General features: G+C 44.6%; 26 protein-coding genes and 2 other annotated features. Of the genes, 4 read left to right on the top strand and 22 right to left on the bottom strand.

Going from position 1 to position 25,570, the window contains the following annotated elements; genetic code table 11:
• Window positions 1-64: 64 nt before the first annotated feature.
• The 12 genes from ltrA to zapA all read right to left on the bottom strand — a co-directional run bounded on the left by ltrA (window position 65) and on the right by zapA (window position 13,693).
• Window positions 65-1,501 carry a group II intron reverse transcriptase/maturase gene (ltrA, locus tag ACSQ2E_RS07310; protein ID WP_435989184.1) on the bottom strand — a complete coding sequence of 479 codons (1,437 nt, stop codon included), beginning with the start codon at window positions 1,499-1,501 and terminating at the stop codon, window positions 65-67.
• A 677-nt stretch (window positions 1,502-2,178) separates the two neighbouring features.
• Window positions 2,179-2,493: a thioredoxin gene (gene trxA, locus ACSQ2E_RS07305; protein WP_435989942.1), complete on the bottom strand. Its 315-nt coding sequence runs from the start codon at window positions 2,491-2,493 to the stop codon at window positions 2,179-2,181.
• Between the two features lie 223 nt (window positions 2,494-2,716).
• The gene (locus tag ACSQ2E_RS07300) at window positions 2,717-3,697 is read right to left on the bottom strand and encodes an electron transfer flavoprotein subunit alpha/FixB family protein (protein ID WP_435989941.1); all 981 of its coding nucleotides are present in this window, start codon (window positions 3,695-3,697) and stop codon (window positions 2,717-2,719) included.
• A gap of 43 nt (window positions 3,698-3,740) precedes the next feature.
• Window positions 3,741-4,514 (bottom strand): electron transfer flavoprotein subunit beta/FixA family protein, encoded by a 774-nt coding sequence (locus ACSQ2E_RS07295; RefSeq protein ID WP_034757067.1) that lies wholly within the window; start codon window positions 4,512-4,514, stop codon window positions 3,741-3,743.
• Window positions 4,515-4,647: 133 nt separating this feature from the next.
• The gene (locus tag ACSQ2E_RS07290; protein ID WP_435989940.1) at window positions 4,648-5,418 is read right to left on the bottom strand and encodes an enoyl-CoA hydratase; all 771 of its coding nucleotides are present in this window, start codon (window positions 5,416-5,418) and stop codon (window positions 4,648-4,650) included.
• Window positions 5,419-5,439: 21 nt separating this feature from the next.
• On the bottom strand, window positions 5,440-6,027 hold the full coding sequence (locus ACSQ2E_RS07285; protein WP_435989939.1) for a TetR/AcrR family transcriptional regulator: 588 nt from the start codon (window positions 6,025-6,027) through the stop codon (window positions 5,440-5,442).
• A 135-nt stretch (window positions 6,028-6,162) separates the two neighbouring features.
• Window positions 6,163-7,860, bottom strand: coding sequence for an AMP-binding protein (locus tag ACSQ2E_RS07280; RefSeq protein WP_435989938.1), 1,698 nt, complete (start codon window positions 7,858-7,860; stop codon window positions 6,163-6,165).
• 330 nt (window positions 7,861-8,190) lie between these two features.
• Entirely contained in the window at window positions 8,191-8,598 is a 408-nt protein-coding gene (locus ACSQ2E_RS07275) for a DUF350 domain-containing protein (protein WP_098439680.1), read from the bottom strand.
• 21 nt (window positions 8,599-8,619) lie between these two features.
• Window positions 8,620-10,974, bottom strand: coding sequence for an endonuclease MutS2 (locus tag ACSQ2E_RS07270; protein ID WP_435989937.1), 2,355 nt, complete (start codon window positions 10,972-10,974; stop codon window positions 8,620-8,622).
• Window positions 10,975-10,994: 20 nt separating this feature from the next.
• The gene (gene polX / locus ACSQ2E_RS07265) at window positions 10,995-12,704 is read right to left on the bottom strand and encodes a DNA polymerase/3'-5' exonuclease PolX (protein WP_435989936.1); all 1,710 of its coding nucleotides are present in this window, start codon (window positions 12,702-12,704) and stop codon (window positions 10,995-10,997) included.
• 182 nt (window positions 12,705-12,886) lie between these two features.
• Window positions 12,887-13,426 (bottom strand): CvpA family protein, encoded by a 540-nt coding sequence (locus ACSQ2E_RS07260; protein ID WP_034757049.1) that lies wholly within the window; start codon window positions 13,424-13,426, stop codon window positions 12,887-12,889.
• Between the two features lie 6 nt (window positions 13,427-13,432).
• Window positions 13,433-13,693 carry a cell division protein ZapA gene (zapA, locus tag ACSQ2E_RS07255; RefSeq protein ID WP_435989935.1) on the bottom strand — a complete coding sequence of 87 codons (261 nt, stop codon included), beginning with the start codon at window positions 13,691-13,693 and terminating at the stop codon, window positions 13,433-13,435.
• Between the two features lie 132 nt (window positions 13,694-13,825).
• On the opposite strand from zapA, the gene rnhC reads away from it, so the two are divergent.
• Window positions 13,826-14,749 carry a ribonuclease HIII gene (gene rnhC / locus ACSQ2E_RS07250; RefSeq protein WP_435989934.1) on the top strand — a complete coding sequence of 308 codons (924 nt, stop codon included), beginning with the start codon at window positions 13,826-13,828 and terminating at the stop codon, window positions 14,747-14,749.
• 257 nt (window positions 14,750-15,006) lie between these two features.
• Here rnhC and pheT read toward each other — a convergent pair whose 3' ends face one another.
• The 3 genes from pheT to ACSQ2E_RS07235 all read right to left on the bottom strand — a co-directional run bounded on the left by pheT (window position 15,007) and on the right by ACSQ2E_RS07235 (window position 19,810).
• Complete coding sequence (pheT, locus tag ACSQ2E_RS07245; RefSeq protein WP_435989933.1) at window positions 15,007-17,421, bottom strand: phenylalanine--tRNA ligase subunit beta; 2,415 nt, start codon at window positions 17,419-17,421, stop codon at window positions 15,007-15,009.
• A 27-nt stretch (window positions 17,422-17,448) separates the two neighbouring features.
• Entirely contained in the window at window positions 17,449-18,486 is a 1,038-nt protein-coding gene (gene pheS / locus ACSQ2E_RS07240; protein WP_435989932.1) for a phenylalanine--tRNA ligase subunit alpha, read from the bottom strand.
• Between the two features lie 263 nt (window positions 18,487-18,749).
• Window positions 18,750-18,989 (bottom strand) — a binding site (T-box leader).
• A 59-nt stretch (window positions 18,990-19,048) separates the two neighbouring features.
• Complete coding sequence (locus tag ACSQ2E_RS07235; protein WP_435989931.1) at window positions 19,049-19,810, bottom strand: TrmH family RNA methyltransferase; 762 nt, start codon at window positions 19,808-19,810, stop codon at window positions 19,049-19,051.
• 124 nt (window positions 19,811-19,934) lie between these two features.
• Between ACSQ2E_RS07235 and sspI the strand changes: the two genes are divergently transcribed.
• Window positions 19,935-20,159, top strand: coding sequence for a small acid-soluble spore protein SspI (sspI, locus tag ACSQ2E_RS07230; RefSeq protein WP_435989930.1), 225 nt, complete (start codon window positions 19,935-19,937; stop codon window positions 20,157-20,159).
• A 135-nt stretch (window positions 20,160-20,294) separates the two neighbouring features.
• A complete protein-coding gene (locus ACSQ2E_RS07225; protein WP_435989929.1) occupies window positions 20,295-20,840 on the top strand; it encodes a cysteine hydrolase family protein in 546 nt (181 codons plus the stop codon).
• A gap of 46 nt (window positions 20,841-20,886) precedes the next feature.
• On the opposite strand, the gene ACSQ2E_RS07220 is transcribed toward ACSQ2E_RS07225, so the two are convergent.
• The gene (locus ACSQ2E_RS07220) at window positions 20,887-21,972 is read right to left on the bottom strand and encodes a M42 family metallopeptidase (protein ID WP_435989928.1); all 1,086 of its coding nucleotides are present in this window, start codon (window positions 21,970-21,972) and stop codon (window positions 20,887-20,889) included.
• A gap of 106 nt (window positions 21,973-22,078) precedes the next feature.
• Window positions 22,079-22,567, bottom strand: coding sequence for a dUTP diphosphatase (locus ACSQ2E_RS07215; protein ID WP_435989927.1), 489 nt, complete (start codon window positions 22,565-22,567; stop codon window positions 22,079-22,081).
• 147 nt (window positions 22,568-22,714) lie between these two features.
• On the opposite strand from ACSQ2E_RS07215, the gene ACSQ2E_RS07210 reads away from it, so the two are divergent.
• Complete coding sequence (locus ACSQ2E_RS07210; RefSeq protein ID WP_430340398.1) at window positions 22,715-23,113, top strand: sigma-w pathway protein ysdB; 399 nt, start codon at window positions 22,715-22,717, stop codon at window positions 23,111-23,113.
• 22 nt (window positions 23,114-23,135) lie between these two features.
• Here the strand turns inward: ACSQ2E_RS07210 and ACSQ2E_RS07205 are convergent, their stop codons facing one another.
• From ACSQ2E_RS07205 to infC, 5 genes are all read right to left on the bottom strand, one after another.
• The gene (locus ACSQ2E_RS07205) at window positions 23,136-23,705 is read right to left on the bottom strand and encodes a TVP38/TMEM64 family protein (RefSeq protein ID WP_435989926.1); all 570 of its coding nucleotides are present in this window, start codon (window positions 23,703-23,705) and stop codon (window positions 23,136-23,138) included.
• 96 nt (window positions 23,706-23,801) lie between these two features.
• Window positions 23,802-24,080 (bottom strand): DUF1294 domain-containing protein, encoded by a 279-nt coding sequence (locus tag ACSQ2E_RS07200; RefSeq protein WP_435989925.1) that lies wholly within the window; start codon window positions 24,078-24,080, stop codon window positions 23,802-23,804.
• A gap of 90 nt (window positions 24,081-24,170) precedes the next feature.
• Window positions 24,171-24,530: a 50S ribosomal protein L20 gene (gene rplT / locus ACSQ2E_RS07195; protein WP_034757014.1), complete on the bottom strand. Its 360-nt coding sequence runs from the start codon at window positions 24,528-24,530 to the stop codon at window positions 24,171-24,173.
• A 28-nt stretch (window positions 24,531-24,558) separates the two neighbouring features.
• Window positions 24,559-24,759 (bottom strand): 50S ribosomal protein L35, encoded by a 201-nt coding sequence (rpmI, locus tag ACSQ2E_RS07190; protein ID WP_032087387.1) that lies wholly within the window; start codon window positions 24,757-24,759, stop codon window positions 24,559-24,561.
• A 24-nt stretch (window positions 24,760-24,783) separates the two neighbouring features.
• Window positions 24,784-25,287, bottom strand: coding sequence for a translation initiation factor IF-3 (gene infC / locus ACSQ2E_RS07185; RefSeq protein ID WP_060671022.1), 504 nt, complete (start codon window positions 25,285-25,287; stop codon window positions 24,784-24,786).
• A gap of 89 nt (window positions 25,288-25,376) precedes the next feature.
• Window positions 25,377-25,516, bottom strand: a sequence feature (ribosomal protein L20 leader region).
• Window positions 25,517-25,570: the final 54 nt, after the last annotated feature.

Below are 25,570 nucleotides of genomic sequence, written 5' to 3'. Positions count from 1 at the left end.
CCCCCTCATCAAACCGTACGTGCCCTATTAAGGCATACGGCTTACCAATGTGATTCCGCTTAGTTCAAGATGATGCAAACTTATTCGCACAGTGTATTTTAGAAAGTCGTTGTGAAGAAAAGTATTCCTCTCCCTTTTCTTTTGCTCTCTCCAGACTTCTTTTGTATTTCTTCTTTTGCTTATCTTTCATGTATTGGAGGTAGTATTCAATACCATCTCCATACTGTTTTCCGTAATATATTTGAAAAGCAGATTTAAGACCTGTACACGCAAAGAATTCAATGTTCCATTTCGTACTCATCACCCATCCTTTTCGTTGTGAAGGATGTTTGTGAAGCATAGCGACTCTCAGCCTTCGGCGAGTGTAAGAATCTATTGCCAGTAGTTCATCTCTGAATATGTTGAAACAACAGTTCAGTCGATATCCCTTCTCTTTGAATTCTTCAATCGCTTTCCACAAGGTTAGATAGAAGTTTACCTTTCCTTGAATGATGGAGTTTACGCGTTGGTACCACGCTTCTCTGCTTAAGGTGAGTGTTTTCCTGGTGGCTCTCTTAATTTTCATTCGAAAGTCTTTCCAGGTCTCATCTTTTGGTTTGGCTAAATAGTAAGGTTTACCATCCTTCTTACGTTTTCTCCAGTGTTGGAACGTAAAACCAATAAAGTCGAAATCATCATGATTGAAATCGACAATTTTAGTCTTCTCGATAGAAATTTCCAGACCTAGTTCATCGAGTTTCTCTTTTGTGATTTGTTCGGCTTTCTTAATGTCCTCTTTGGATTTGGCGAAAAGGAGGAAGTCATCGGCATACCGTACAAATCGAATGCCGTGTAAATCAAGTGTCCAATCCAGTTCGTTCAGATAGATATTCGCTAAAAGTGGAGAAATCACTCCACCTTGAGGAGTACCTGAATCTGAGCGATGGTAGGTCCCTTCTTCCATGTATCCAGCTTTTAGCCATTTCCAAATCATGTCTAGGACTGTACCGTCCGCTACATATTTGTTTAGGACCTTCATCAGTTTCTTGTGCGGGATATTGTCAAAGAAGCCTTTGATATCGCAATCATAAATGTGATTGTATCCTTGTTCAATATTCCACATTATAATTTGTACAACTCGTTTGGCTCCGCGATTTTGACGATACCCACATGACCAATTATGAAAGATATGGTCATCGAATTTTGGTTCTAATACGTTTCGCAGAGATTGTTGAACAATCCGATCTTCGACCGTAGGAATACCGAGAGGTCTCTGTTTTCCATTCTTCTTGCGTATATAGGAGCGTCTGACAGGAGTAGGCTCATATTCTTTCGCTCTCAGTTTGCCGAGTAGATTATCTAGATTTTCATCCAGGTTCTCCTCATACTTTTCAAGAGTTACTTCGTCGATTCCACCTGAACCTTTGTTGGCTTTTACTTTCTCCCACGCACTTTTCAATTTACGGTCAAACAGTAGTTGTCCGTATACACTATGCCATTTAAGCTTTAATTCTTGATTCACTACGTATTCCACACCTTTCATTGTGTACATTCAGTTCGTTTATACCGAAGTATCGTGGTCTGTTGTCATTACACACCTTTACTTGTGTAGAGTCACAAGGTCGTTCCCCTTCCGTTCACCAGATGTTTTGTCATCTGGCTACTTCCGTACTATGAGAACGTCTGACTTCTCTATCCACATTATCCATTTCGGAATTCCTTATAGGACAATGCCCTGACGGTAAGATAGAGATCTCACGGGGTCATCGCACTTTCCTTCTGTACATACCCAGCACCATCACTTGATAAGTTGAGCTCATTCGGCTGATTCTTTGAATGAACACCTTTAAGACTTCCCATTATTTTCGCATGGTCGCCAACTTACCCAGCCGCCGTGCTTCACACTTTTTGCATTTGGGTCTGCACATCCGACTACGGGTCTCTCGATTATCCGCATCTCCTCCGAACACAATCTCACAATTATGCCCTAGATTAGTCTTCGTTAGTTGTATCAGCACTCTAACGGAAGGACTTTCACCTTCGAGACGATGAATCTTCCGGGATTCGGGAGCCGTTTATACTACGTATCGTACTCCAACCCTTAACAATTCATCTTGAGTGTGGAACACTCAAGGTGCGACTGCCCGTCGCACAAAAAACCGGAGCTGAAATTCAGCCCCGGTCTTCCATCGACATTTCTTATGCGTGTTTGTTTAATAATTCAGCAAGTGCTTCCTTAGGTTGGAAACCGATTACTTTGTCTACCACTTCGCCGTCTTTAAGGACAACTAAAGTCGGGATACTCATAACCCCGTATTTACCTGCTGTTTCCTGGTTTTCATCAACGTCTACTTTGACGATTTTCACTTTGTCGCCCATTTCGCTATCAAGCTCTTCCAGTACGGGAGCGATCATTTTACAAGGTCCACACCAAGGAGCCCAGAAATCTGCAAGTACCAGTCCAGAGTTTGTATCCGTTGTGAATGATTGATCAGTTGCATGTGTAATAGCCATATATATGCGCCTCCTAAAATCTTTGAATGTAACGTAAGTATATCACCGTTTTTTTATGGATGCTATCTTTCTGCTCGTAGGTAATATTCCCGTTTGAATATGGAATATACTCGGGGGAGAAAAAATAAGGCGCAGCCCGTGATTCAGCTACGTCCTTATTTGTATTCATATTATTCTCATACCCCTTAATCGTTCCTGTAAACGTATGGACGGATTAAACGGATTAAGAAGAAGATACTTTTAATTTCTTGAATTCTTCCGTTAACATCGGTACCACTTCAAACAGGTCTCCAACGATTCCGTAATCCGCTACGTTAAAGATATTCGCTTCAGGATCTTTATTGATCGCAACGATGACCTTGGAGTTGGACATACCCGCTAAATGCTGGATAGCTCCTGAAATACCACATGCAATGTACAGATCAGGCGTTACGACTTTACCTGTTTGACCAATTTGTAATGAGTAGTCGCAGTAGTCAGCGTCACACGCACCACGGGAAGCTCCGACAGCTCCACCAAGCACGTCAGCAAGTTCCTGAAGAGGATTGAATCCATCTTCACTCTTCACTCCGCGACCGCCGGCGATGATGACTTTCGCTTCAGAAAGATCCACCCCTTCGCTTGCTTTGCGAACGACTTCTTTAATGATCGTACGTAAGTCTTTAATATCGACAGAAAGGGAGGTAACTTCTCCTGTACGTGACTCATCCTTCGCCAAAGGCTCGATGTTATTTGGACGAATCGTCGCAAAGATTACACCGTCAGTCACGATTTTCTTTTCAAATGCTTTTCCTGAATAGATCGGTCTTGTAAAGACGAGGTTACCGCCTGCTTCCTCAAGATCCGTTGCATCCGAAATCAATCCTGTGCTGAGTTTGCTTGCCACTTTAGGAGACAGGTCTTTTCCAAGTGCTGTATGGCCGAAAATGATTCCTTCAGGCTTCTCTTCATCAATGACTGACAGAATCGCCTGTGAATAGCCATCTGAGGTGTACTGTTCCAGTTTATCATCTTCAACTACCACTACTTTATCGGCACCATATTGAATCATTTCGTTTCCTAAAGCGCTTACACTTTTGCCGATTAAAACGCCCACAACTTCTCCGCCTTCAGATACTGTCTTACCTCCTGCAATCGCTTCAAAGGAAACATTACGTAATGATCCGTCCCGAACTTCTCCAAGTACTAATACTTTTCTCGCCATGTTAAAATACCCCCTGAATGTTAGTTATTCCTGTGATTCCCGCTTATATAACTTTCGCTTCATTGCGAAGAAGGGAAACAAGCTCTGATACTTGAGCGTCCAATTCGCCTTCTAATACTTTACCGGCTTCCTTCTTCGGTGGAAGGTAGATTTCAATTGTCTTGGTCTTCGCTTCTACATCATCTTCGTCTAAATCGATATCGTCCAATTCCACTTCATCCAAAGGCTTCTTCTTTGCCTTCATGATTCCAGGAAGGGATGGGTAACGAGGTTCGTTCAATCCTTGTTGAGCTGTCACTAAGAGTGGAAGGGACGTTTCGATGACTTCTGAATCCCCTTCAACGTCACGCGTGACCGTTACCGTTTCACCATCGATTTCCAGTTTCGTGATCGTCGTTACATAAGGAATATCAAGCTGTTCTGCCACACGTGGGCCGACTTGTCCAGATCCACCGTCAATGGCTACATTACCTGCAAGGATCAAATCTACTTCCTGCTCTTTTAAATAGTGAGCAAGGATCTTGGCTGTTGTGAATTGATCTCCATGATCAAGATCATCCTCTGTATTGATAAGGACTGCTTTATCAGCACCCATTGCTAAAGCGGTTCTCAATTGCTTTTCGCTTTCTTCCCCTCCGACAGTCACCACTGTCACTTCGCCGCCATGTGCATCACGGACTTGAATTGCTTCTTCGACTGCATATTCATCGTAAGGATTTATGATAAATTCAGCCCCGTCTTCGGCAATTTGACCGTTTTGGATCGAAATTTTCTCCTCAGTATCAAACGTTCTTTTCAAAAGTACATAGATGTTCATTCGTAAGTCCCTCCTAATAATGTAAACATTCTTTCCCTTAAAAAGATTTCGACAATTCAACCCCTTTGAATGGGCAGCATTGACATTCAACACTGCCCCTCAATTAGAGTTTACTATATTACTAGAATGTATTCTAGCCTTTAAAGTGTGGTTCTCTCTTTTCAACGAACGCCGAAATACCTTCCTTGGCATCCGCGGACACAAATATTTCACCAAACAGATCCGATTCTCTCATAACACCTTCATAGAACCGGTCATCTTTTGTATAACTTAATAGTTCAATGGCAGCCTTCATGGCTCCCGGGCTCTTCTTCGCAATCTTATCGGCCATTTCTTTCGCCTTATCGAAAAGCTCGTCCTCAGGGTACGCCTTATTGGCAAGACCCCACTGAACCGCTTCTGTTCCGCTGATCGGGTCACTCGTCAACAGCATTTCTGCCGCTTTCGCCCGTCCAACCAGTTTCGGAAGGCGCTGGGATCCTGCAAATCCGGGAACCAGCCCGAGTTGAAGTTCCGGTAAGCCTAGTTTGGCATTTTCACTCACCAATCGGATATGACAGCCCATTGCGAGTTCCAGTCCGCCACCTAAAGCGGCACCATGAATGGCTGCAATGATCGGTTTCGGGAAGTTCTCCATCCGTTCAAAGACGTCCTGACCTTTTTTCGCAAGCTTGGAGAATTCCTCACCAGTTTCGATCGTCGTGAATTCCTTGATATCGGCACCAGCCGAGAAGAAGCGTCCTTCACCTTTCAGTAAGATCACCCGGACATCCGAATTGGTTTCAAGTTCATCAAGAACCGCGTCGATTTCCTTGATGAGTCCACTTGCGAGTGCATTTGCGGGAGGTCTTTGAATCAGGACCGTTGCAACCTGTCCCTCTAAGACCCATGATAAACTTTCCATCTCTAATCCCCCTAAACTAGTTTAGTTCCTGCCTCCGCATCCATGAAGCAATAGCTTATGAATAGCAGGGACTTGTTCGACTAAGTCGTATTTTTGATCGTTCATCACCCATGTTGTCGCCATTTCATCCAGAGTACCAAAGATCATCTGGCGGGCGAGGCGAACATTAAGATCACTTGAGAACTCGCCTGATTCGATCCCGCTGATCAGGATCTTATCGACTAATTCCAGATAGCCCTTTAACACATCATTTATTTTCAATCGGATATCTTTATTCGATTGTCTAAGCTCCAATTGTGTGACGATGGCGAGATGATGATCATCCGACAGTATCCTACAATGATTTTCAATCATCACTAATAATTTCTCTGAAACTGTCTGTTTTCCTGCAACAACTTCTTCAATTTTTTCGACAAAGAGAACCATTTTTTCTTTAAACAACGAAATCAGGATATCTTCTTTGTTTTTAAAATAAAGATAGATGGTTCCGTCAGCCACACCTGCCTGTTTGGCAATCTTTGACACCTGTGCCTGGTGGTACCCGTTTTCTGCTATCACAATAACAGCAGCATCGATTATTTGCATGTATTTTGGTTTATTTCGTTTCATAAGTTTAGACCTGCCTTAACAAAATATGAATGACCGTTCATTCATATTTCAATAATAAAAGGTTTCTCATTGATTGTCAAGAAGGATCCCTGTCCCACTTCCAATCAAAAAGAAAAAGCTCAAGTGGGTGATCATCTAACTTGTTTTCTGCTCATCCTCGATCTTTTTCCGCTCCTCATCCACGAGGGCCCTTCTGAGGATTTTCCCTACAGCTGTTTTAGGCAGTTCCTTCCTGAATTCATAAATCCTCGGCACTTTATAGGCAGCCAGGTATTTACGGGAGTATTCATTCAGTTCCTCCTCAGTCAGGGACTCTCCTTCTTTCAAGACAACGTATGCCTTGACGGTTTCCCCTCTATACGGATCTGGAACCCCTGCTGCGACAACTTCCTGAATCGCTGGATGTTCGTACAGGACTTCTTCAATTTCCCGGGGATAGATATTAAAGCCGCCGGCAATGATCATATCCTTCTTACGATCCACTACGTAAAAATAGCCCTTTTCATCCATATACCCTATATCTCCCGTCAACAGCCATCCGTCCTTTAACGTTTGTTCCGTTTCCTCAGGCCGGTTCCAGTATCCTTTCATCACCTGTGGACCTTTGACGACGATCTCACCCATCTCATTTGGAGGCAGGGGTTCTCCCGTTTCCATTGAAAACACGGCACTGTCCGTACCCGGCCATGGGACACCGATACTTCCCTTTATCCTCGCTTTATCCCAAAGGAAATTGGAATGAGTGACGGGGGATGATTCGGTCAATCCGTATCCTTCGACGAGCTTCCCACCCGTGACTTCCTCGAACTGCTGCTGCACCTCAACCGGTAATGGCGCACTTCCACTAAGACATGAATCGATGGATGATAAGTCATATTTCTTTAAATCCGGGTGATTCAAGAGTCCGATATAGATCGTCGGAGCTCCTGGAAACAGGGTAGGCTTCAGCTTCTGTATCGTCTTCAATGTTGTTTCTGCATCAAATTTAGGAAGCAGGATCATCTTATATCCCTGCATGACGGAGAGAATCAGCACGGCAGTCATGCCATACACATGAAAGAATGGAAGGATCCCGAGCATTCTTTCTTCCCCTTTTTTACACTTATACAGCCAGGCATCGCACATGGAGGCATTGGCCACCAGATTCTTATGGGTCAGCATGACACCTTTAGGGAAACCTGTCGTACCGCCTGTGTATTGGAGCAGGGCCAGATCATTTTCAAAATCGAATCCTTCCTGGGATATCGCTTCAGCCACCGCCGTTTTCATGATTTCCGTGAATAAATGATTCTGACCTCTATGGTCCACCTTCACGACGATACCATATTGTTTCTTCTGGATGAATGGGTAAATGAGATTCTTAGGGAATGGAAGATAGTCTTTGATAGCGGTTACAATGATGTGCTCAAGATCGGTGTTTTTCATCACTTTCGATACTCTTGGATACAGAATGTCCAATGTAAGGATCACCTTGGCTCCGGAGTCTTTCATTTGATATTCGATTTCCCTTTCCATATATAATGGATTGGTTTGCACCACCACACCGCCTGCATAAAGGATGCCGTAATAGGCAATGACGGATTGGGGGGTATTGGGAAGCATGATCGCCACCCGATCGCCTTTGTTGATCCCCAGTGTTTTAAGGTAGCCGGCGAACTTGAGAGCCGATTCGTATAGTTCGTTGTATCCTATCTCTTTGCCCATGAAATGAATCGCTGCTTTATCTCCATACAGTGAAGCAGCTTCGGTCAAATAGGACTGCAAAGGTTTTTCAACAAGGTTGAGCTCCTTTGGTATTTCCGCCGGGTATTCAGCAAGCCATGGTTGGTTCATTGTAATCCCTCCTTCTGAATAGTTAGAAAATTTATTCTATTCATTATTATAATATAAGGGGACTTCAGTTACAATTTGAAAAAATCGCTGACCATACTTTCTTCCTATCTATGAAGCTTGACCTATCTTACAGAACTTTTTTCAAAAGAAAAAAGACTGCCTATTCAACCATATGACAGTCTGTTTGTACAATATTATTATTTTGGGATTGCGTTTTCCCCCTGAGTCTCCACAATCAAGTAAAGAACAGCATATAGATGATGCCGACGACTATAAAGCCGCCGCACAGGGTGAGCAGAACTTTCGCCAATGTTTCCATATTCCCTCTCCTTACGATATACCGGCTCCTATGACATAGGATAATCCGACTGAAATGACCAGTGATATGAAGCCTACCGCCCGGTTATCATTTTCAATTTCCTCATCAATCCTGAATTTCGGTGTCAGGAATTCATAAATGAAATACCCGATCAACAGCAGGAAAAAGCCAAACACACCCCATCCAATCGTCGTGAGGATGGTATCGTTATGACTGATGGAATGCCGGAAAATATTCGCGATTCCGAATATTTTCCCTCCCGTTGCCATGGCGACGGCCATATTTCCTTTTTTGATTTCTTCCCAGTTCCGATATTTCGTCACCAGTTCAAAGATCGCTAAGAACAACACCAGACAAAGGATGACCACACTGTAATTCCCAGCCGTTTGAACAAATTCATTTTCCCAAAAGTTCTCCATCGTAAAGCTCCCTTTACCTTGTTATTTAAATTGAACGACCGTTACGCCCGTGCCACCTTCACCTGCATCCCCGAAACGGATGCTCTTGACCGACCGGTGATTCTTCAAGTACTCCTGTACTCCCTGTCTTAGCGCTCCCGTTCCTTTTCCGTGGATGATGGAAACGCGTGGGTAGCCTGCAAGCAGAGCGTCATCAATGTACTTCTCAACCCTCGATAAGGCATTTTCAAAACGCTCTCCGCGCAAGTCAAGTTCGAGGCTGACATGAAAGTCTTTCCCTTTCACCGTAGCAAGGGGTTTCGTTTCGACCTTTTGTTGAGATTGAATGAATTCAAGATCCGTTTCCTTCACTTTCATCTTCATGATGCCCATCTGGACCTGCCATTCCTTCGCCGATACCCGCTCGATCAAATGACCCTTTTGATCAAAGCTCAGTACTTTGACTTCGTCCCCGGCCTTCAATTCATGCTTAGATCCAGTCGCTTTCTTCTTTTGACCCGTTTTCAGCTTAGGAGTCGCATCTTCAAGCTGCTTTTTCGCCTGGATCAATTCATGTTCTTTGATCTGGGCTGACTTTTCATGCTGCATTTTCCGCAGATCCTTGATGACCTGATCAGCTTCCGCCTTCGCTTTTTCAACGACCTCACTGGCTTTTTGCTGTGCCTTTTCGTAAAGGATATCCTTCTTCTCGTAATACTCCATCATTTGCTTCTGCATGTCTTTATGCATCTTCTCAGCCTGTCTTAGAAGCTCGTGGGCTTCCTCGAGCTCCCGTTCACCCTGACGTCTGTTGTCTTCAAGTGAAGCGATCATATTCTCGACTTCTTTGCTATCGGTTCCGATATGGGACTTCGCCCGTTGGATGACACCATCTGACAATCCAAGACGTTTGGAAATGTCAAAGGCATTACTTCTTCCCGGGACCCCAAGCAATAGCTTATACGTAGGACTTAATGTCTCTACATTAAATTCCACACTGGCATTCACGACTCCTTCACGATTGTACCCATACGCCTTCAACTCGGGATAGTGAGTGGTCGCTATGACCCTCGCCCCAGTTCCATGGACTTCATCAAGGATGGAAATCGCCAATGCCGCCCCTTCCTGAGGATCTGTACCGGCACCAAGCTCATCGAACAGCACCAGACTCTCATGATCGACTTTTTTCAAGATGTCGACTATGTTCACCATATGGGAAGAGAAGGTACTCAAACTTTGTTCAATCGATTGCTCATCCCCTATATCAGCGTAAATCGTCCGGAATACACCCACCTCGGAACCATCGAGTGCCGGGATTGGAAGACCGGCCTGTGCCATCAAGCTTGTTAAGCCCAGTGTTTTTAATGTGACAGTTTTACCCCCGGTATTCGGACCGGTGATGACGATGGAAGAAAATTCATTCCCTAGTTCGATATCATTCGCTACTGCCTCATCGATGGGCAAGAGGGGATGACGTGCTTTATTCAGCTTCACCCGGCGTTCATTATTGATCGTCGGTTTAGACCCTTTGATGGATCGTCCGAATTTTGCTTTCGTAAACATGAAATCCACGTCTGACAGGACGTTGACGATCAGAAGCAGTTCTTCTCCCGATTCTTGTACACTTTCAGACAGTTCCAGAAGAATCTTCTCTATTTCCGTCTGCTCTTTTAAACGGAGCTCACGCAGCTGGTTATTCAGCTGGACAATCGCTTCAGGCTCGATGAATAACGTCTGCCCGGAAGAAGATTGATCATGGATGATCCCGCCATATTGCCCCCTGTACTCTTGTTTGACCGGGATGACGTACCGATCATTCCGGATGGTGACGATCGCATCGGATAACATCTTCTGAGCGTTGGATGAACGGATCATCCGCTCCAGCTTCTCCCGGATCCGCCCTTCGTTGGCACGCAGCTGCGTACGGATCGTCCGGAGCGTTTCACTCGCTGTGTCCAATATTTCACCGTTGTCATCCACCACTTTACGTATATCCTGCTCTAAATGGGGTAGCGGGATGACCGTACTCATCTTTCCTTGTAAGAGGGGAATCTCCACCTCTTCCTCCAAGAGCTCTTCTACAAAAAGGGTCAGCTTCCGGCTTGCCCGGATCGTACTTGCCACCTGGACGAATTCAGACGGCGAAAGCATACCGCCGATTTGGGCACGCTTCACGTGAGGACGTATATCAAAAATCCCGCCAAGTGGAGCATGTCCTTTCAACCTGAGAATCGTCATGGCTTCATCCGTCTCTTCATGAAGGGCAGTGATCTCTTCATAATCGACCGACGGCATGAGGGAGGATACCCTTGCATGACCAAGGGCAGACGCAGCAAATTGCTTTAATAATTCTTTGATTTTATCAAACTCTAACGTTTTTAATACTTTAGAATTCACGGAATGTATTCCACCTTTTATCAGTTTCGCTTAATGTATTGTATGAACTCATCTTTATCCCATGTATTGATGACCGCATCTTTCTTGATCCATCCTTTACGTGCCGTACCGACACCCACTTCCATAAACTCCAGGTGATCGATACTGTGAGCGTCCGTGTTGATAACGATTTTCACACCCTGCTCCTGTGCTTTCCGGATGTTTTCAGCAGACAGATCCAGACGATTCGGATTGGCATTCAGTTCAAGAGCCGTACCGGTTTCTTTCGCCAATTGGATAAGAAGATCCATATCAACGTCATACCCTACCCGCCTCCCGATGATCCTGCCCGTAGGATGGGCGATGATATCCACATGGGCACTTTTCAATGCGGTCTTCAGTCTCTCCATGATTTTTTCACGGGGCTGTGAAAAGCTTGAATGAATGGACGCAATGATGAGATCCACTCTCTCAAGAAGGTCATCATCATAGTCCAGGGTACCATCAGGAAGGATATCCATCTCGATCCCTGAAAGGATTTCTATATCATCATACTTCTTATTCAGTTCTTTTATTTCATCGATCTGTTTCACTAACCGCTCGGGAGTGAGGCCGTTCGCCACCCGTAAATACCGGGAATGGTCTGTGATGGCCATATAGTGATACCCCTTGGCACGGCAAGCCTCCACCATTTCTTCTATGGAATAGGCCCCGTCGGACCAGGTGGAGTGCATGTGAAGGTCGCCCTTTATGTCTTTCAGGGTAAGGAGCGGGTAATCCCTCTTGAATTCCTCCACTTCTTTTCCATCTTCGCGGAGTTCAGGCGGGATCAAGGGAAGGTCGAAGTGATGATAAAAAGCTTCTTCAGAATCGAATGTTTTCACTTCCCCTGTTTCACTATTCTCGACGCCATATTCACTGATTTTCTCTCCGCGTTCTTTAGCAAGCTGGCGCATACGGACGTTATGATCCTTCGATCCCGTGAAATGATGCAGGGTCGTCGCGAATTCTTCAGGCTTCACGATGCGAAAATCGATGCTCACATCCCAATGGTACGCAAGGGTCAATGACACCTTCGTATCGCCGGCAGCAATCGTTTCAACGATATTCGGCAACTTCAGAAGCCCTTCCTTCACCTTGTCGGGATGCTCTGTCGAAACGATGAAATCCAGATCTTTAATGGTTTCTCTCATCCTTCTTAAGCTTCCGGCTCTCGAATACGTTCCAATACTGTCGATTTCAGAAAGAAAGCCTTCTATTTCTTCCGCTATACCCATCATAAAGCCGATTGGAAGTCGGTCCGGTCTCTTCCCGACCTGTTCAATGGAAGCAAGGATCTTTTCTTCTGTCTTTTTCCCGAAGCCTGCAAGCGCCTGTACTCTGCTCTCTTTACACGCTTCTTCCAGGTCCTCTATACTCTCGACCCCAAGCTCACTGTATAGCTTCGCGATTTTCTTCCCACCAAGACCCGGCAATTGCAAAAGAGGGATCAACCCCTTCGGAACTTCTTCCTTCAGCTCTTCCAGTACAGAAGATGTTCCTTCATTTATGTACTCTTCAATAACGGAGGCCGTCCCTTTGCCGATCCCGGCGAGCTTCGTGAAGTCGCTGATTTCCTGCAGGCTCCTGTCATCATTCTCAAGTGCCGCTGCCGCTTTTCGGTAGGCAGATGTTTTAAACGAATTCTCGCCTTTCAATTCCATATATATCGCAATGTTTTCTAATAATTTTATAATATCTTTTTTATTCAAGGGATTCACCTACAATCATAGAATTAACCTTCAAGATTCACGTTCATCCAGAAATCCAGAACGTCTCCATTTATATAGTAGCAAAACTGGCAGAAAAAGAAAAAAGACTGACTTATAAGATGAACCAATCGTTAATGGCTTCCCTAACGAATTTGAGTTGCATACTTATAGTCAGCCCTTTTTCAGGCTACATATTCAATCCACCAGGATTTCACCATATCGGAGAAAACAGGAGTATGTTTCACCATCGCCTGTGCAATGAATGAGTTATTGATGAATGTCTGAACCGACTCGATCGGCAATAATACCGCAATATACAAGAGTATGAATATCATTAAATAGGATTCAACAAAACCGAGTATCCCACCGCCAAGAACATTCAGCTGCTTCAATAGTGGAAGATGGGCGACAAAGTCAAGCATCGATCCGATGATTTGAAGAATGATGCGTACTGCGAAGAAAATCATTGCAAACGCGATTACACGGTAATATGCCTGATCCAGATGGGTGGATTCAAATATCATATTCAACGTGGATTGCTCGTCCAATACAGGATAAGGAATCCATAAAGTCAGCTTCGGTGCAAGCTGATCATAATATATGTATGCTACAATGAAAGAAACGATAAATCCAAAAATGTGGATGACCTGCAGTATGAATCCACGTTTTAAACCTATTAAAAACCCTATCACCAGGATGACCAACAAAGCTAAGTCCAACATCTTTATTCAATCCTTTAATCGTTTAATTTCCCGTTCAAGCTCTTCAAACTTTTCCTGAAGTTTGAGATAATCATTCACGGCATTAACAGCTGTCAAGACCGCAAGCCTGCTTGTGTCGAGAGATGGATTCATGGAGTTGATATCTCTCATTTTGTCATCCACTTTAGAACAAACGTATCGGATTTGACTTGTTGATTCAGTCCCAACAATCGTATATTGTTGACCATATATGTCCACCGTGGTGCGATTTTTTTGTTCATCAGACAACCTGAAAGCCCCCCATTCATAAGAATCCTACACATAATCATACCATGAAGTCTTTTGATTATGGAAGGAATTTGTCATATACGCTCACATTTTTTATTAAATTCAAGATATTTGTCATAAGGAGAGAGAAACTTGGCCAATACCGTCATACAAACAACGAAAGATACAATCGAAAAAATGAAAAGCCATTACAAACATGCATTGATTGAAAAACTTCCGCCGGGGGCAGTCTTTGTGGCAAAGCCATCAGGATGCACGATCACCGCCTATAAATCCGGTAAAGTGATGTTTCAGGGAGCAAACGGTGAAGGAGAAGCAAGCCAGTGGGGAAGCAGCGCCCCAACCAAGGCGAAATCCCCTTCCAAAGGGACTGCCAACCTCCCCGAAAATTTCGCGAATTGGTCCGTCATCGGTTCTGACGAAGTAGGGACAGGAGACTTCTTCGGCCCGATCACCGTGGTGAGCGCTTACGTAAAGAAAGAGCAGATCCCACTCATGAAAGAGCTCGGGGTCAAGGATTCCAAAAACTTATCCGACCCTCAGATCATCAGTATTGCAAGGGATCTGATTTCCACCATTCCCTATTCACTGCTCATCCTGCACAACCCGAAATACAATGAGATGCAGGCAAAAGGAATGACCCAGGGGAAAATGAAAGCACTCCTCCATAACAAAGCCATACTGAACCTGCTGGAAAAGATGGCACCGGAACAACCTGAAGGCATCTTGATCGATCAGTTCGTCGAAAAGAATACATATTTCAAACACATCGCTGCCCAAACGGAAATCCAGCGGGAACGCGTATACTTCAGTACAAAAGGAGAAAGCATCCATCTGGCCGTCGCAGCGGCATCGATCATTGCCCGCTACGCCTTCTTAAAAGAAATGGACAAGCTGAGTGCGAAAGCCGGGGTGGAAATTCCGAAAGGCGCCGGAAAACACGTGGATGTGGCCGCCGCGAAGATCATCAAACGAAAAGGGATCGAGGAATTGAAGTCGATGACGAAATGGCATTTCGCGAATAGTGAGAAGGCGATGAGGTTGGCGAGGAAATGAGGAAGGCCCCACTGGTTATGCCGGTGGGGTTTTTTGTTTGTGTTTTTTTGGGGTGGTGGGATGGTTTTTGTTCAGAAGGTGAATTTTCGTTAGGAATCAGCTGCTGATTTTTCTTGGTTTTTCAGCAGGTGAATTTTGCCGTTATTTTACCTGTTGAATGTTGGGGTTATTTTAACAGGCAAACGAGCAAACACACCCTCTCCCACCACAAAAAAAGATGCCAGACCAATGTCTGACACCTCTCTTCACAAGTCGAATTATCCTCTCAATTCGGCTCCTGCTTTTTCTTTTACGGCTGCAAGTACTCCATCATGCACTTTCACAACTTCTTCATCGGTCAATGTTTTCGCCGGATCGAAGTATTTCAAGGAGAATGCAAGTGATTTCTTGCCTGCTTCCATATGCTCGCCTTCATACAGATCGAAGACGGACACTTCTTTCAGAAGTTTTCCTCCTGCTTCTTTGATGATGGATGCAAGGTCCCCGGCTTTCACATCCTTGTTCACTACAAGGGCGATATCCCGTGTGATCGATGGATGGCGAGGGATCGGCGTGTAGCTCAATGCCGGCTTTTCATAATGGAAGACAGGTGATGCCTTCAGTTCGAATACATACGTTTCGTTAAGATCCAATTCTTTTTCCGCTTCCGGATGGATCGCACCGACGAAACCGATCACTTCGTTGTCCAGCAGGATCTCGGCCGTACGTCCTGGGTGCATGCCATCTACGGTTGCCTGACGGAATGAGACGGCTTCTGATACGCCGATTTCTTCGAACATGCCCTCTAGGATCCCTTTGGCTACATAGAAGTCGACAGGCTTTTTCTCGCCTTGCCAAGGGTGCTGGTGCCACAGGCCAGTAAGCGCTCCTGCAATATGCTCTTCTTCCCGGGGAAGTTCTTCGCCTGTTTCCGTTAGGAATACGGATCCTACTTCATAAAAGGCAAGCGAATCATTTTGACGGGCTTTGTTATATGAAACCACTTCAAGAATCTGTGGAATGATGCTTAAACGAAGGTTGCTGCGTTCTTCACTCATCGGCATCAATAAGCGGACAGGCTCCCTTGCGTCCAGTGCATAAAGGCTTGCTTTCTTGTCGTTTGTCAATGAATACGTGATCGCCTGCAGAAGTCCCGCTCCTTCCAGATAACGGCGGACCGTACGGCGCTTCAGCTGATGATTCGAAAGGCCACCAGGTGTTGCCTCTCCTTCTGGAAGTGTCATTGGAAGATTGTCATACCCATAGAGGCGGGCCACTTCTTCCAGTAAATCTTCAGGGATGGTGATATCCCCTCTTCTTGTCGGAGCTGTTACGACAAACGTTTCGCCATTTACTTCTGCATCAAATTGAAGTCGGCGGAAGATATCTTCCACTGTTTCAACGGAAATGGCTGTTCCAAGTGAAGAATTGATTTTTTCAAGGGAGATTTCAACCTTGACCGGTTCAACATCCAATTCATTAAATAAAACAGTGCCTTCGAGAACTTCTCCACCTGCATATTCAGCCATCAGACCAGCCGCTCTTTCTCCTGCTTTCAGGACACGATTCGGATCCACGCCTTTTTCATAACGGGTGCTCGCTTCGCTTCTGAGTCCGTGGTCTTTCGATGCACCTCTGACAATGGCACCGGTGAAGTAAGCTGCTTCAAGAAGGACAGTGGTCGTATCGTTCTGGACTTCTGAATTCGCTCCCCCCATCACTCCGGCAAGGGCAACGGGTTCAGTCCCGTTCGTAATCACAAGCTGACTCTTTGACAACGTTCTCTCCGCATCATCTAGGGTCACGAATGTTTCGCCGTCGTTTGCCCGGCGCACAAGGATTTCCTTTGAACCGACGCGGTCGTAGTCGAAAGCGTGAAGAGGCTGACCGTATTCCAATAGCACGTAGTTTGTAATGTCGACTACGTTATTATGTGGACGGATCCCGGCTGAAATCAGTGCATTCTGCATCCAAAGTGGAGATGGTCCGATTTTGACATTTTTGATGATTTTAGCACCGTAAAGAGGGTTATCTTCTTTCGCTTCCACTTTTACCGATACATAATCCGATGCTTTACCGTTGCCTTCTGAAACCTCGGTTGTCGGGAGCTTTACGTCACGGTCCAGGATGGCTGCCACTTCATACGCCACTCCCAGCATACTTAAGCAATCCGAACGATTGGGTGTCAATCCTAGTTCGAGGATCGCATCATCCAGATTTAATAATTCAACAGCATTTCTGCCTACCTCGGCATCATCAGAGAATACATAGATTCCTTCTGCATGCTCTTTCGGTACGAGCTTTCCTTCGACTCCAAGCTCTTGCAGGGAGCAGATCATCCCGTGGGAGGCTTCGCCGCGAAGTTTGGCTTTTTTGATTTTGAAGTTACCAGGAAGGACCGCCCCTACTTTCGCGACAGCCACTTTCTGGCCTTTTGCCACGTTCGGTGCCCCGCAAATGATCTGGACAGGCTCTTCTTCCCCTATGTCCACAAGGCATTTATTTAATTTATCTGCATCGGGATGCGGTTCACATTGCAGGACATGCCCGACGACTACATTTTTGATTTCTTCGCCGATCCGTTCGACACCTTCGACTTCAATCCCGCTTCTTGTAATCTTCTCTGCCAACTCTTCAGGTGTGACACCTGACAAGTCTACATAATTTTCTAACCATTTATATGAAACAAACATGTGTTAGTACCTCCCTATCGTTTTTCTTTACTCTTGCGTTCCGAACTGTGTCACAAAGCGAGTATCGTTTGTGTAGAAATGACGGATATCATCGATGCCGTATTTCAGCATGGCGATACGCTCTGGTCCCATACCGAAGGCGAAACCTGTATATTTCTTCGAATCGAATCCAGCCATTTCAAGGACATTCGGATGAACCATCCCTGCTCCAAGGATTTCGATCCAGCCCGTCCCTTTACATACACGACATCCTTTCCCTCCACAGATCTTACATGAAATATCCATCTCGACAGATGGCTCTGTGAATGGGAAGAAGCTCGGGCGCAAGCGGATTTCACGGTCTTCACCGAACATTTTCTTGGCAAACACATTCAGCGTCCCTTTCAAATCACTCATCCGGATGTTTTCGTCGATGACAAGACCCTCGATCTGGGTGAATTGATGTGAATGTGTCGCGTCATCCGTATCACGTCGGTACACTTTCCCGGGACAGATGATCTTGATGGGTCCCTTTCCTTTGGCCAGTTCCATCGTTCTTGCCTGAACCGGTGATGTGTGGGTACGCAGAAGGGTTTCTTCCGTAATATAGAAAGAATCCTGCATATCACGTGCCGGGTGTCCTTTAGGGAGATTCAGGGCTTCGAAGTTATAATAGTCCTTCTCCACTTCCGGTCCTTCAGCAACCGTGTAGCCCATACCGATGAAGAGGTCTTCGATTTCTTCCACGATCATCGTCAGGGGGTGGTGATTTCCTTTTTTTACAGGACGGCCGGGTAACGTCACGTCGATCGTTTCAGATTGAAGTTTCTTTTCGACCGCTTCTTTTTCAAGAACAGCCTGCTTTGCTTCAATTGTTTCTGTGATCGCTCCACGTACTTCATTGGCAAGTGCCCCCATTTTAGGACGCTCTTCTGCTGAAAGTTTCCCCATTCCTTTTAAGGCTTCGGTGACAGGTCCTTTTTTGCCTAAATAAGCAACGCGGATGTTGTTCAGTTCTTTCAAATCTTGTGCTACGTTCACTTTTTCGATGGCTTCTTGTTGAAGGGATCGTAATTTGTCCTCCATTTTTCTTCCTCCTTTAATGTATATCGTCCGAATAGTCGTGTAGATGGGTTCAGGTGTAGCTGATTTCCGCTCCAGGCACTCGCTTTCCGCGGGGTGGGCGGTGAGCCTCCTCGGCGAAAAGCGCCTGTGGGGTCTCACCTGTCCCACATTTCCCGCAGGAGTCGAGTGCCTTCCGCTTCAATCAACGTAGAGTTTATGTGGTATAACACCTTATAGGAAGCTCTACAAAAAAACCTAAAGACAAATAAAAAAACCCCTTCCCAAAAAGGGACGAGGTTTATATCGCGGTACCACCCTTATAAGCATATCCACAGGTGGATATACTCACTTCATTCGGATAACGGCTTATGCCGGAGCATCTTTACATTCACATGTGGAATGGTCCCGATGCCAACTCGAGAGGTGAAATGTTCACACTATGTTTTCTTAAGAATGCTTACAGTCCAGGGCATTCTCTCCCTTGAAGAAGGTCATGTGTTACTTTCCTCTTTCAACGTTTTTTAAGTTATATGTGCATTATTATAGTGAATTTCACGGCATAATTCAAACCTTTTCACGAAATTCACTGCCCATTTTTAAAATAGTACAATAAAATGCCTGCCGCAATGGCCACATTCAATGATTCACTCTTACCGTAGATGGGGATGTAGAGGTTCTGGTCGGTTTCCTTTAAAAGGTCTTTCGACATGCCTTTCCCCTCATTCCCTACGATTAAGGCATAAGAAGATTGCGGGTTGATTGATGTGTACTCCACTCCATTTTCAAGCGCCGTCCCGTAAACGGGGATGCTGCGCTCTTTCAGGGCTGAAATGGTTTCAGGCAGTTCTTTTCTGACGATTGGAATATGAAAATGACTTCCCTGTGCCGAGCGTAATACTTTCGGATTATAAGGGTCAACCGTCCCTTTACCTAACACGACCATGTCGATTCCGGCTGCATCGGCTGTGCGGATGATCGTGCCGATATTGCCCGGGTCCTGAAGACCGTCTAGCAACATGAATGTGGCTGCCTTATCGGGGTCATACTCATCTTCCTTTTGCCTGCAAATCGCAAAAATCCCTTGAGAAGTCTCGGTATCAGCGAGGGTTTTCCCTACTTCTTCCGATACCATGGTGATGGGAACCGAGTCAACCGTCCATTTCTGGGGGATATCGATTCCTTCCACCAGGATCAGCTCAAGGACCGTATCCTCCTGCTTCAATGCTTCTTCCACAAGGTGGAATCCTTCAATAATATATGTAAGGGTGAGATCCCGTTCTTTTTTCGTCAATAATTTCTTCCACTGTTTCACAACAGGATTTTTCGAGGATTGAATATACTTCAATCGTATCCGCTCCTTTTGATTACTATTCAAGGTCTCATTATACCTTAACTTTCATACATAATAAATTCAATTTGAGACAAGATAACAATGAATTCCTCATCCTAGCAAAAAGGAGAAATGCTTGATGAATCTCAACTTACGAAAAGCGGTCATACACAACGTATCTGGAAACAACCAGGACGAATTGAGAGACACCATTGTCGATGCCATCCAGGGAGGGGAAGAAAAAACCCTTCCAGGTCTCGGTGTACTCCTTGAAGTCTTCTGGCAAAACGCAGATCCACAGGAACAGAAAATGGTCCTTGAAACATTAGAGGAATCATTGCAGCAGCAACAGATGCAACAGTAAAGGCATGGGCAATCCTGAATAGGGGTTGCCCTTGTTTATTGGAAAATCCGAACTAATATTCACCTGAGTGGTTTTAGTCTAATCCTATCAGTGGTATTAAAACCTACATAAGGAAACGAAAGGGGAGACGAATGTATGAGTCAAGAGAAAAGTGCATTATTGATCATCGATATGATTAATACGTTTGATTTCCAAGGTGGAGAGGAATTATACGAAAACACCATGAACATCGTCGGAAACATTCGGGATTTGAAGAAGAAAGCGAAGGAAGCCGGGATGCCGGTCATTTATGTGAATGACAACTACGGTCTTTGGCAGGACAATATGAATGACATCATAAAGGAGTGCAAAAAAGGGAAAGGAAAAGACGTGATCGAAGAACTCCACCCCGATACAGACGATTATTTCATCATCAAGCCGAAGCACTCCTGTTTTTTCGGGACACAGCTTGATATCCTGCTTCATCAGCTTGATGTGAAGCATCTGATCTTAACAGGGATCGCAGGTGACATTTGCGTGCTTTACACCGCCAATGATGCCTATATGAGGGAATATGATATATCGATACCACAGGACTGCATGGCATCAGAAACCGATGAGGATAATGAAAGCGCGATTCGTATCATCAAAAAGACGATTGACGCCGATATGACCTCTGCCAAAGAAATGACATTCAAATAAAGACATATAAAGAGACCCTCATTCAGAAGGGTCTCTTTCACTCCAATCAATCAAACGTAATCTTCGCAACCATATCTTTATCGAGCTTCTTGATCACTTCTGTAATCAATTTAACGGCGTTTTCGTAATCATCACGATGCAACATCGCTGCATGTGAGTGGATATAGCGTGTGGCAATGGTGATGGATAAGGCCGGAACTCCATTGGCTGTCAAATGGATCGCACCTGAATCCGTCCCACCTCCTGCGATGGCATCGAATTGATACGGAATGTTATGCTCATCCGCTGTATCCGTCACAAAATCGCGAAGTCCCTTGTGAGAAACCATTGACGCATCATATAAAATGATCTGTGGACCTTCACCCATCTTACTTGAAGCTTCCTTATCAGAAATACCAGGTGTGTCCCCGGCGATTCCAACATCCACACCAAAGCCGATATCAGGCTGAATCTTGGCAGCAGCCGTTCTCGCTCCACGGAGACCAACCTCTTCCTGTACGGTACCGACTCCATATACAATGTTCGGATGACTTTCGTCCTTCAGGTTTCTTAGTACATCGATGGCAATCGCACAGCCGATGCGGTTATCCCATGCTTTCGCAAGGAGCATCTTCTCGTTGTTCATCACCGTGAATTCGAAATGAGGGACCACCATATCTCCCGGTTTCACACCCCATTCCTGTACTTCTTCACGGCTTGATGCACCGATATCAATGAACATATCTTTAATATCGACCGGTTTTTTACGTGATTCCGGAGGCAGAATATGCGGCGGCTTGGAACCGATCACACCTGTCACTTCCCCTTGGCTCGTCACGATCGTCACCCGCTGTGCGAGCATAACTTGAGACCACCAGCCTCCTACAGTTTGAAAGCGAAGGAATCCTTTGCTGTCGATCTGGGTGATCATGAATCCAACTTCATCAAGATGTCCCGCCACCATGATCTTAGGACCGTTTTCATCGCCCACCTTTTTCGCGATCAGACTCCCCAGATTATCTGTCGTCACTTCGTCTGCAAATGGCTCTATGTATTTTTTCATGACTTCACGTACTTCTCTCTCATTACCCGGTACACCTTTGGCATCGGTTAAGTCTTTGAGCATTGTCAATGTTTCATCTAATTTCGCCATTGTTTCGACCCCCTAAATATTGTTTTACCTTTTCATTATACTAAAACCTGTGTGATTCATCAAAATTTCCTGAATCTTCTTTATTATCGTAATGAAGATTCTTGGATTAATATCCTTCCTTTTGACGATCATAATTCACTTCATTTTTCTTCACATATGCATCGAACACTTCTTCATGAGTGAATCCGAGCAGTTCGCCAAGGTACACGTAGTGCCTGAATAATTCCTGGAAATGTTCAACTGAACGCTCTACCGCAAAGTGGTTGGCATATTTGAATACTTCCATGAATTGCTTTGTCACATCTTCATTCGTATAATTCGTCTCCCCTATATCGAATTGTTGAATGCCGATTTCGATTCCCAGTGACAAGATGAAATGGACCCCATCCACAAACTCTTCAAGGATCACTTCCTTTGATGAAGAAGGTTTCGTACTCCAGAACTTAAAGCTTCTCGTTTCATTGGCCAGTTCTCCTACCTCAACCAGGAGGGCAAGGATTTTTTTGTCGATCAGATCTTCTTGTTCCAGACCGTGTTCCTCTTCGATATGCTGATCAAGTTTCTTCTGCATGTCCATTAATTTTTCAATATTCATGTGATATCTCTCCTTTGATGCCTTTATTTCTTCTTGCACACCCTCTTAGTATGACAAATTTTTAAACAAATTTATAATAATATGAAACCTTTTTCTGTTTTGACCGTAAATAGTAGTGGAAGAAATATGCCTATGGAGGTAATGGTTATGCTTTGGCTAATTCGGTTAGTGCTTTTCATCCTTATTCTTTATCTTTTATACAGCAGCGTGAAATACATTATCAACCCAAAGCGAAAACTGGAGCTTGCCCAGGAGCAGAAACGTTTCTATTTTCTCGATGATCAGGAAAATGTCCGGAAGAATTTTCACATAACGTACAAGGGTGTACGATTTGAAGGGGAAAAATATCTTGGTGCAACTGAGAAGTCATTCGACGTGGTTTCCATATTCGTATGGACCAAACATGTTTCCTCATTAAAAGGGCTTACCCGGGAGGATTTTGAATACCTCCAGAACGAAATCAAAGAAAGATACCCGAATGCCAAACTCGACTGGAAAAGTCCGATTCACGAATTCCTTCAAAAATCCCAACAAAAAAACGACTAGCAGAGCTGGTCGTTTTTTATTTTTATTTACCTGGAAAAAATTCTCTCCATTGAATGACTCTGACTTTTTCCCTCAGGAGGTAAAATAGGACGATGAGCGCGATGAAGATCATGACGAGAATGGGCGGGGAAAATTGTTTGATATATTGGCCGAATACCGTGTAGAAAAACGCAAGGGGAATGTTGGAAAGGACGGATGCACGTATGAAGGGCTTGAGCTCCTTCTTCCGCTCGAGCAGGCAAAGATTCAAGAGCTGGTAATGGACAAAGGGAATCAGCCTGAGCACCGCAATCTGACCCGTGGTGAGGGTGGCATTCCGGCCGAACCACTTTTCTTTCAGCCTCAGGAGCTTTTCATAAAACGATTTGAAACTTTTAATGACAAAATAAAAAGTGACAGATAAGAGCGTTAATCCGATCAACGAATACAGAGTGCCGAAGAGACTCCCGAACAGAACCCCTCCCGCCATACAGACAAGGGCGACGGGAATGAACAGAAACTGCCTCAGGATGTGAAATAAGATAAACAGAACAGGAGCCATATATCCACTTGCTTCCATCAGGGCGAATGCAGCAACCAACCGTTCGTCCATGGCTTATGCGACCTCCTTCTGCTATTCTAAGCTGTTTCTACAAACCCTCTTTATATAGTATGTGATAGAGACGGGTTAAAGAATGAAAACTTGAGGTCACAGATTCGCATTCAGCCAGATGAACAACACACAATGTATAATGACAAGCAATGGGAAGCCGATGGCAAACGCTTTGTGCTTCGTTTTATGCCTGAACACCTTCATACCCATATACGCCCCGACACTGCCTCCCACAATGGCCACCTGCCACAGCACCCGCTCGCTGATACGGTATTCATGCCGCTCAGCCTTCCGTTTATCTCTCCCCATGACCGTAAAGCCGATGATATTGATGATGACGACATATAGATATAAGATCCCTGTTAATGCATCCATGATTTCTACCTGCTTTCTAATGTGAATGATAGAAGAAAGGACCGGCCAGGGGCCAGTCCTTTTTTATCTACTGACTGAGTCAGTAGTAACTTATTTGTTTAGTTGAGCTTTAGCAGCGTCAGCTAATTGGTTGAATGCTTTTTCGTCAGAAATCGCAAGCTCAGCAAGCATTTTGCGGTTTACTTCGATACCAGCAAGCTTTAATCCGTGCATTAAACGGCTGTAAGAAAGACCGTTCATACGTGCAGCCGCATTGATACGTGTGATCCATAGTTTACGGAAATCACGTTTCTTTTGGCGACGGTCACGATAAGCATACATGTATGATTTCATGACTTGTTGATTGGCTACTTTATATAAAGTATGTTTTGAACCGAAATAACCTTTGGCTAATTTAAGAACTTTTTTACGACGTCTGCGTGTTACTGTTCCGCCTTTTACGCGTGGCATAATAATTCCCTCCTGTTTCTATTACTTCTTATTTTAGGTTGTCAAGCATATGACGAATGCGTTTGAAATCTCCTTTAGAGACAACAGCCGCTTTACGTAGCTTACGCTTTGCTTTAGTAGATTTGTTTGCGAATAAGTGGCTTGTGTAAGCGTGTGAACGTTTAAGTTTACCAGAACCTGTTTTCTTGAAACGCTTAGCTGAGCCGCGGTGAGTTTTCATTTTTGGCATGATGCTTTTCCTCCTCGGGTCCTCTTATTTTTCGTTAACTGGTGCAAGCACCAAGAACATACTGCGACCATCCATTTTCGGTTTTGATTCAACGGTTGCTACATCTTTACACTCATCACTGAAGCGATCCAGAACGCGTTGACCAATTTCTTTGTGCGTAATCGCACGACCTTTAAATCGGATTGACGCTTTTACTTTGTCTCCTTTTTCAAGGAACTTACGAGCGTTACGAAGCTTGGTGTTGAAATCATGCTCATCAATCGTCGGGCTTAAACGCACCTCTTTAAGATTGATGATCTTCTGATTCTTACGTGCTTCTTTGTCTTTCTTCTGTTGTTCAAACTTAAACTTACCGTAGTCCATGATACGAGCAACGGGTGGTTTTGCATTTGGAGCAACCAGAACAAGATCAAGATTTACACGTTCAGCGATTTCAAGAGCTTCATTCTTGGTTTTAATCCCAAGTTGCTCACCGTTTTGATCGATAAGACGTACTTCACGGGCACGAATCGTTTCGTTTAAAATCATGTCTTTGCTAATAATTAGCCACCTCCAAGGTTTATTAAAAGAATACACGGCTTTGGCCGACGCACCCGCTTCCCTTTTCCATGTCCAGGACACAAAAAAAGATGCGAGTGTCGAAACACCCGCACCTGATCATTAAGCATATATAAACGGCTTTAATAGTCAATCACATACCTGGTAACAGCTTTAACGCGTTATTCAGGTGAGAAGCGGGTAGCTCCTACTTGTACCAAACTGTATTCAATTCACCTTAGATAATATATCACATGACAATACCGCTGTCAAA

Source organism: Rossellomorea sp. LjRoot5 (genome assembly GCF_964253455.1).
Taxonomy (GTDB): domain Bacteria; phylum Bacillota; class Bacilli; order Bacillales; family Bacillaceae_B; genus Rossellomorea.
This window is presented reverse-complemented; position numbering and strand designations above follow the sequence as displayed.

Bases quoted from the DNA above. Each gene is read 5' to 3' on its own strand.
- ACSQ2E_RS07225 (WP_435989929.1), top strand. From the start codon at position 20,295: ATGAGTCAAGAGAAAAGTGCATTATTGATCATCGATATGATTAATACG.
- rplT (WP_034757014.1), bottom strand. From the start codon at position 24,530: ATGCCACGCGTAAAAGGCGGAACAGTAACACGCAGACGTCGTAAAAAA.
- ACSQ2E_RS07280 (WP_435989938.1), bottom strand. From the start codon at position 7,860: ATGAACCAACCATGGCTTGCTGAATACCCGGCGGAAATACCAAAGGAG.
- pheS (WP_435989932.1), bottom strand. From the start codon at position 18,486: ATGGAGGACAAATTACGATCCCTTCAACAAGAAGCCATCGAAAAAGTG.
- ACSQ2E_RS07275 (WP_098439680.1), bottom strand. From the start codon at position 8,598: ATGGAGAACTTTTGGGAAAATGAATTTGTTCAAACGGCTGGGAATTAC.
- ACSQ2E_RS07260 (WP_034757049.1), bottom strand. From the start codon at position 13,426: ATGTTGGACTTAGCTTTGTTGGTCATCCTGGTGATAGGGTTTTTAATA.
- sspI (WP_435989930.1), top strand. From the start codon at position 19,935: ATGAATCTCAACTTACGAAAAGCGGTCATACACAACGTATCTGGAAAC.
- ACSQ2E_RS07290 (WP_435989940.1), bottom strand. From the start codon at position 5,418: ATGGAAAGTTTATCATGGGTCTTAGAGGGACAGGTTGCAACGGTCCTG.
- trxA (WP_435989942.1), bottom strand. From the start codon at position 2,493: ATGGCTATTACACATGCAACTGATCAATCATTCACAACGGATACAAAC.
- ACSQ2E_RS07300 (WP_435989941.1), bottom strand. From the start codon at position 3,697: ATGGCGAGAAAAGTATTAGTACTTGGAGAAGTTCGGGACGGATCATTA.
- ACSQ2E_RS07220 (WP_435989928.1), bottom strand. From the start codon at position 21,972: ATGGCGAAATTAGATGAAACATTGACAATGCTCAAAGACTTAACCGAT.
- ACSQ2E_RS07200 (WP_435989925.1), bottom strand. From the start codon at position 24,080: ATGGATGCATTAACAGGGATCTTATATCTATATGTCGTCATCATCAAT.
- ACSQ2E_RS07205 (WP_435989926.1), bottom strand. From the start codon at position 23,705: ATGGACGAACGGTTGGTTGCTGCATTCGCCCTGATGGAAGCAAGTGGA.
- rpmI (WP_032087387.1), bottom strand. From the start codon at position 24,759: ATGCCAAAAATGAAAACTCACCGCGGCTCAGCTAAGCGTTTCAAGAAA.
- infC (WP_060671022.1), bottom strand. From the start codon at position 25,287: ATGATTTTAAACGAAACGATTCGTGCCCGTGAAGTACGTCTTATCGAT.
- pheT (WP_435989933.1), bottom strand. From the start codon at position 17,421: ATGTTTGTTTCATATAAATGGTTAGAAAATTATGTAGACTTGTCAGGT.
- ACSQ2E_RS07210 (WP_430340398.1), top strand. From the start codon at position 22,715: ATGCTTTGGCTAATTCGGTTAGTGCTTTTCATCCTTATTCTTTATCTT.
- ACSQ2E_RS07295 (WP_034757067.1), bottom strand. From the start codon at position 4,514: ATGAACATCTATGTACTTTTGAAAAGAACGTTTGATACTGAGGAGAAA.
- ACSQ2E_RS07285 (WP_435989939.1), bottom strand. From the start codon at position 6,027: ATGAAACGAAATAAACCAAAATACATGCAAATAATCGATGCTGCTGTT.
- ACSQ2E_RS07215 (WP_435989927.1), bottom strand. From the start codon at position 22,567: ATGAATATTGAAAAATTAATGGACATGCAGAAGAAACTTGATCAGCAT.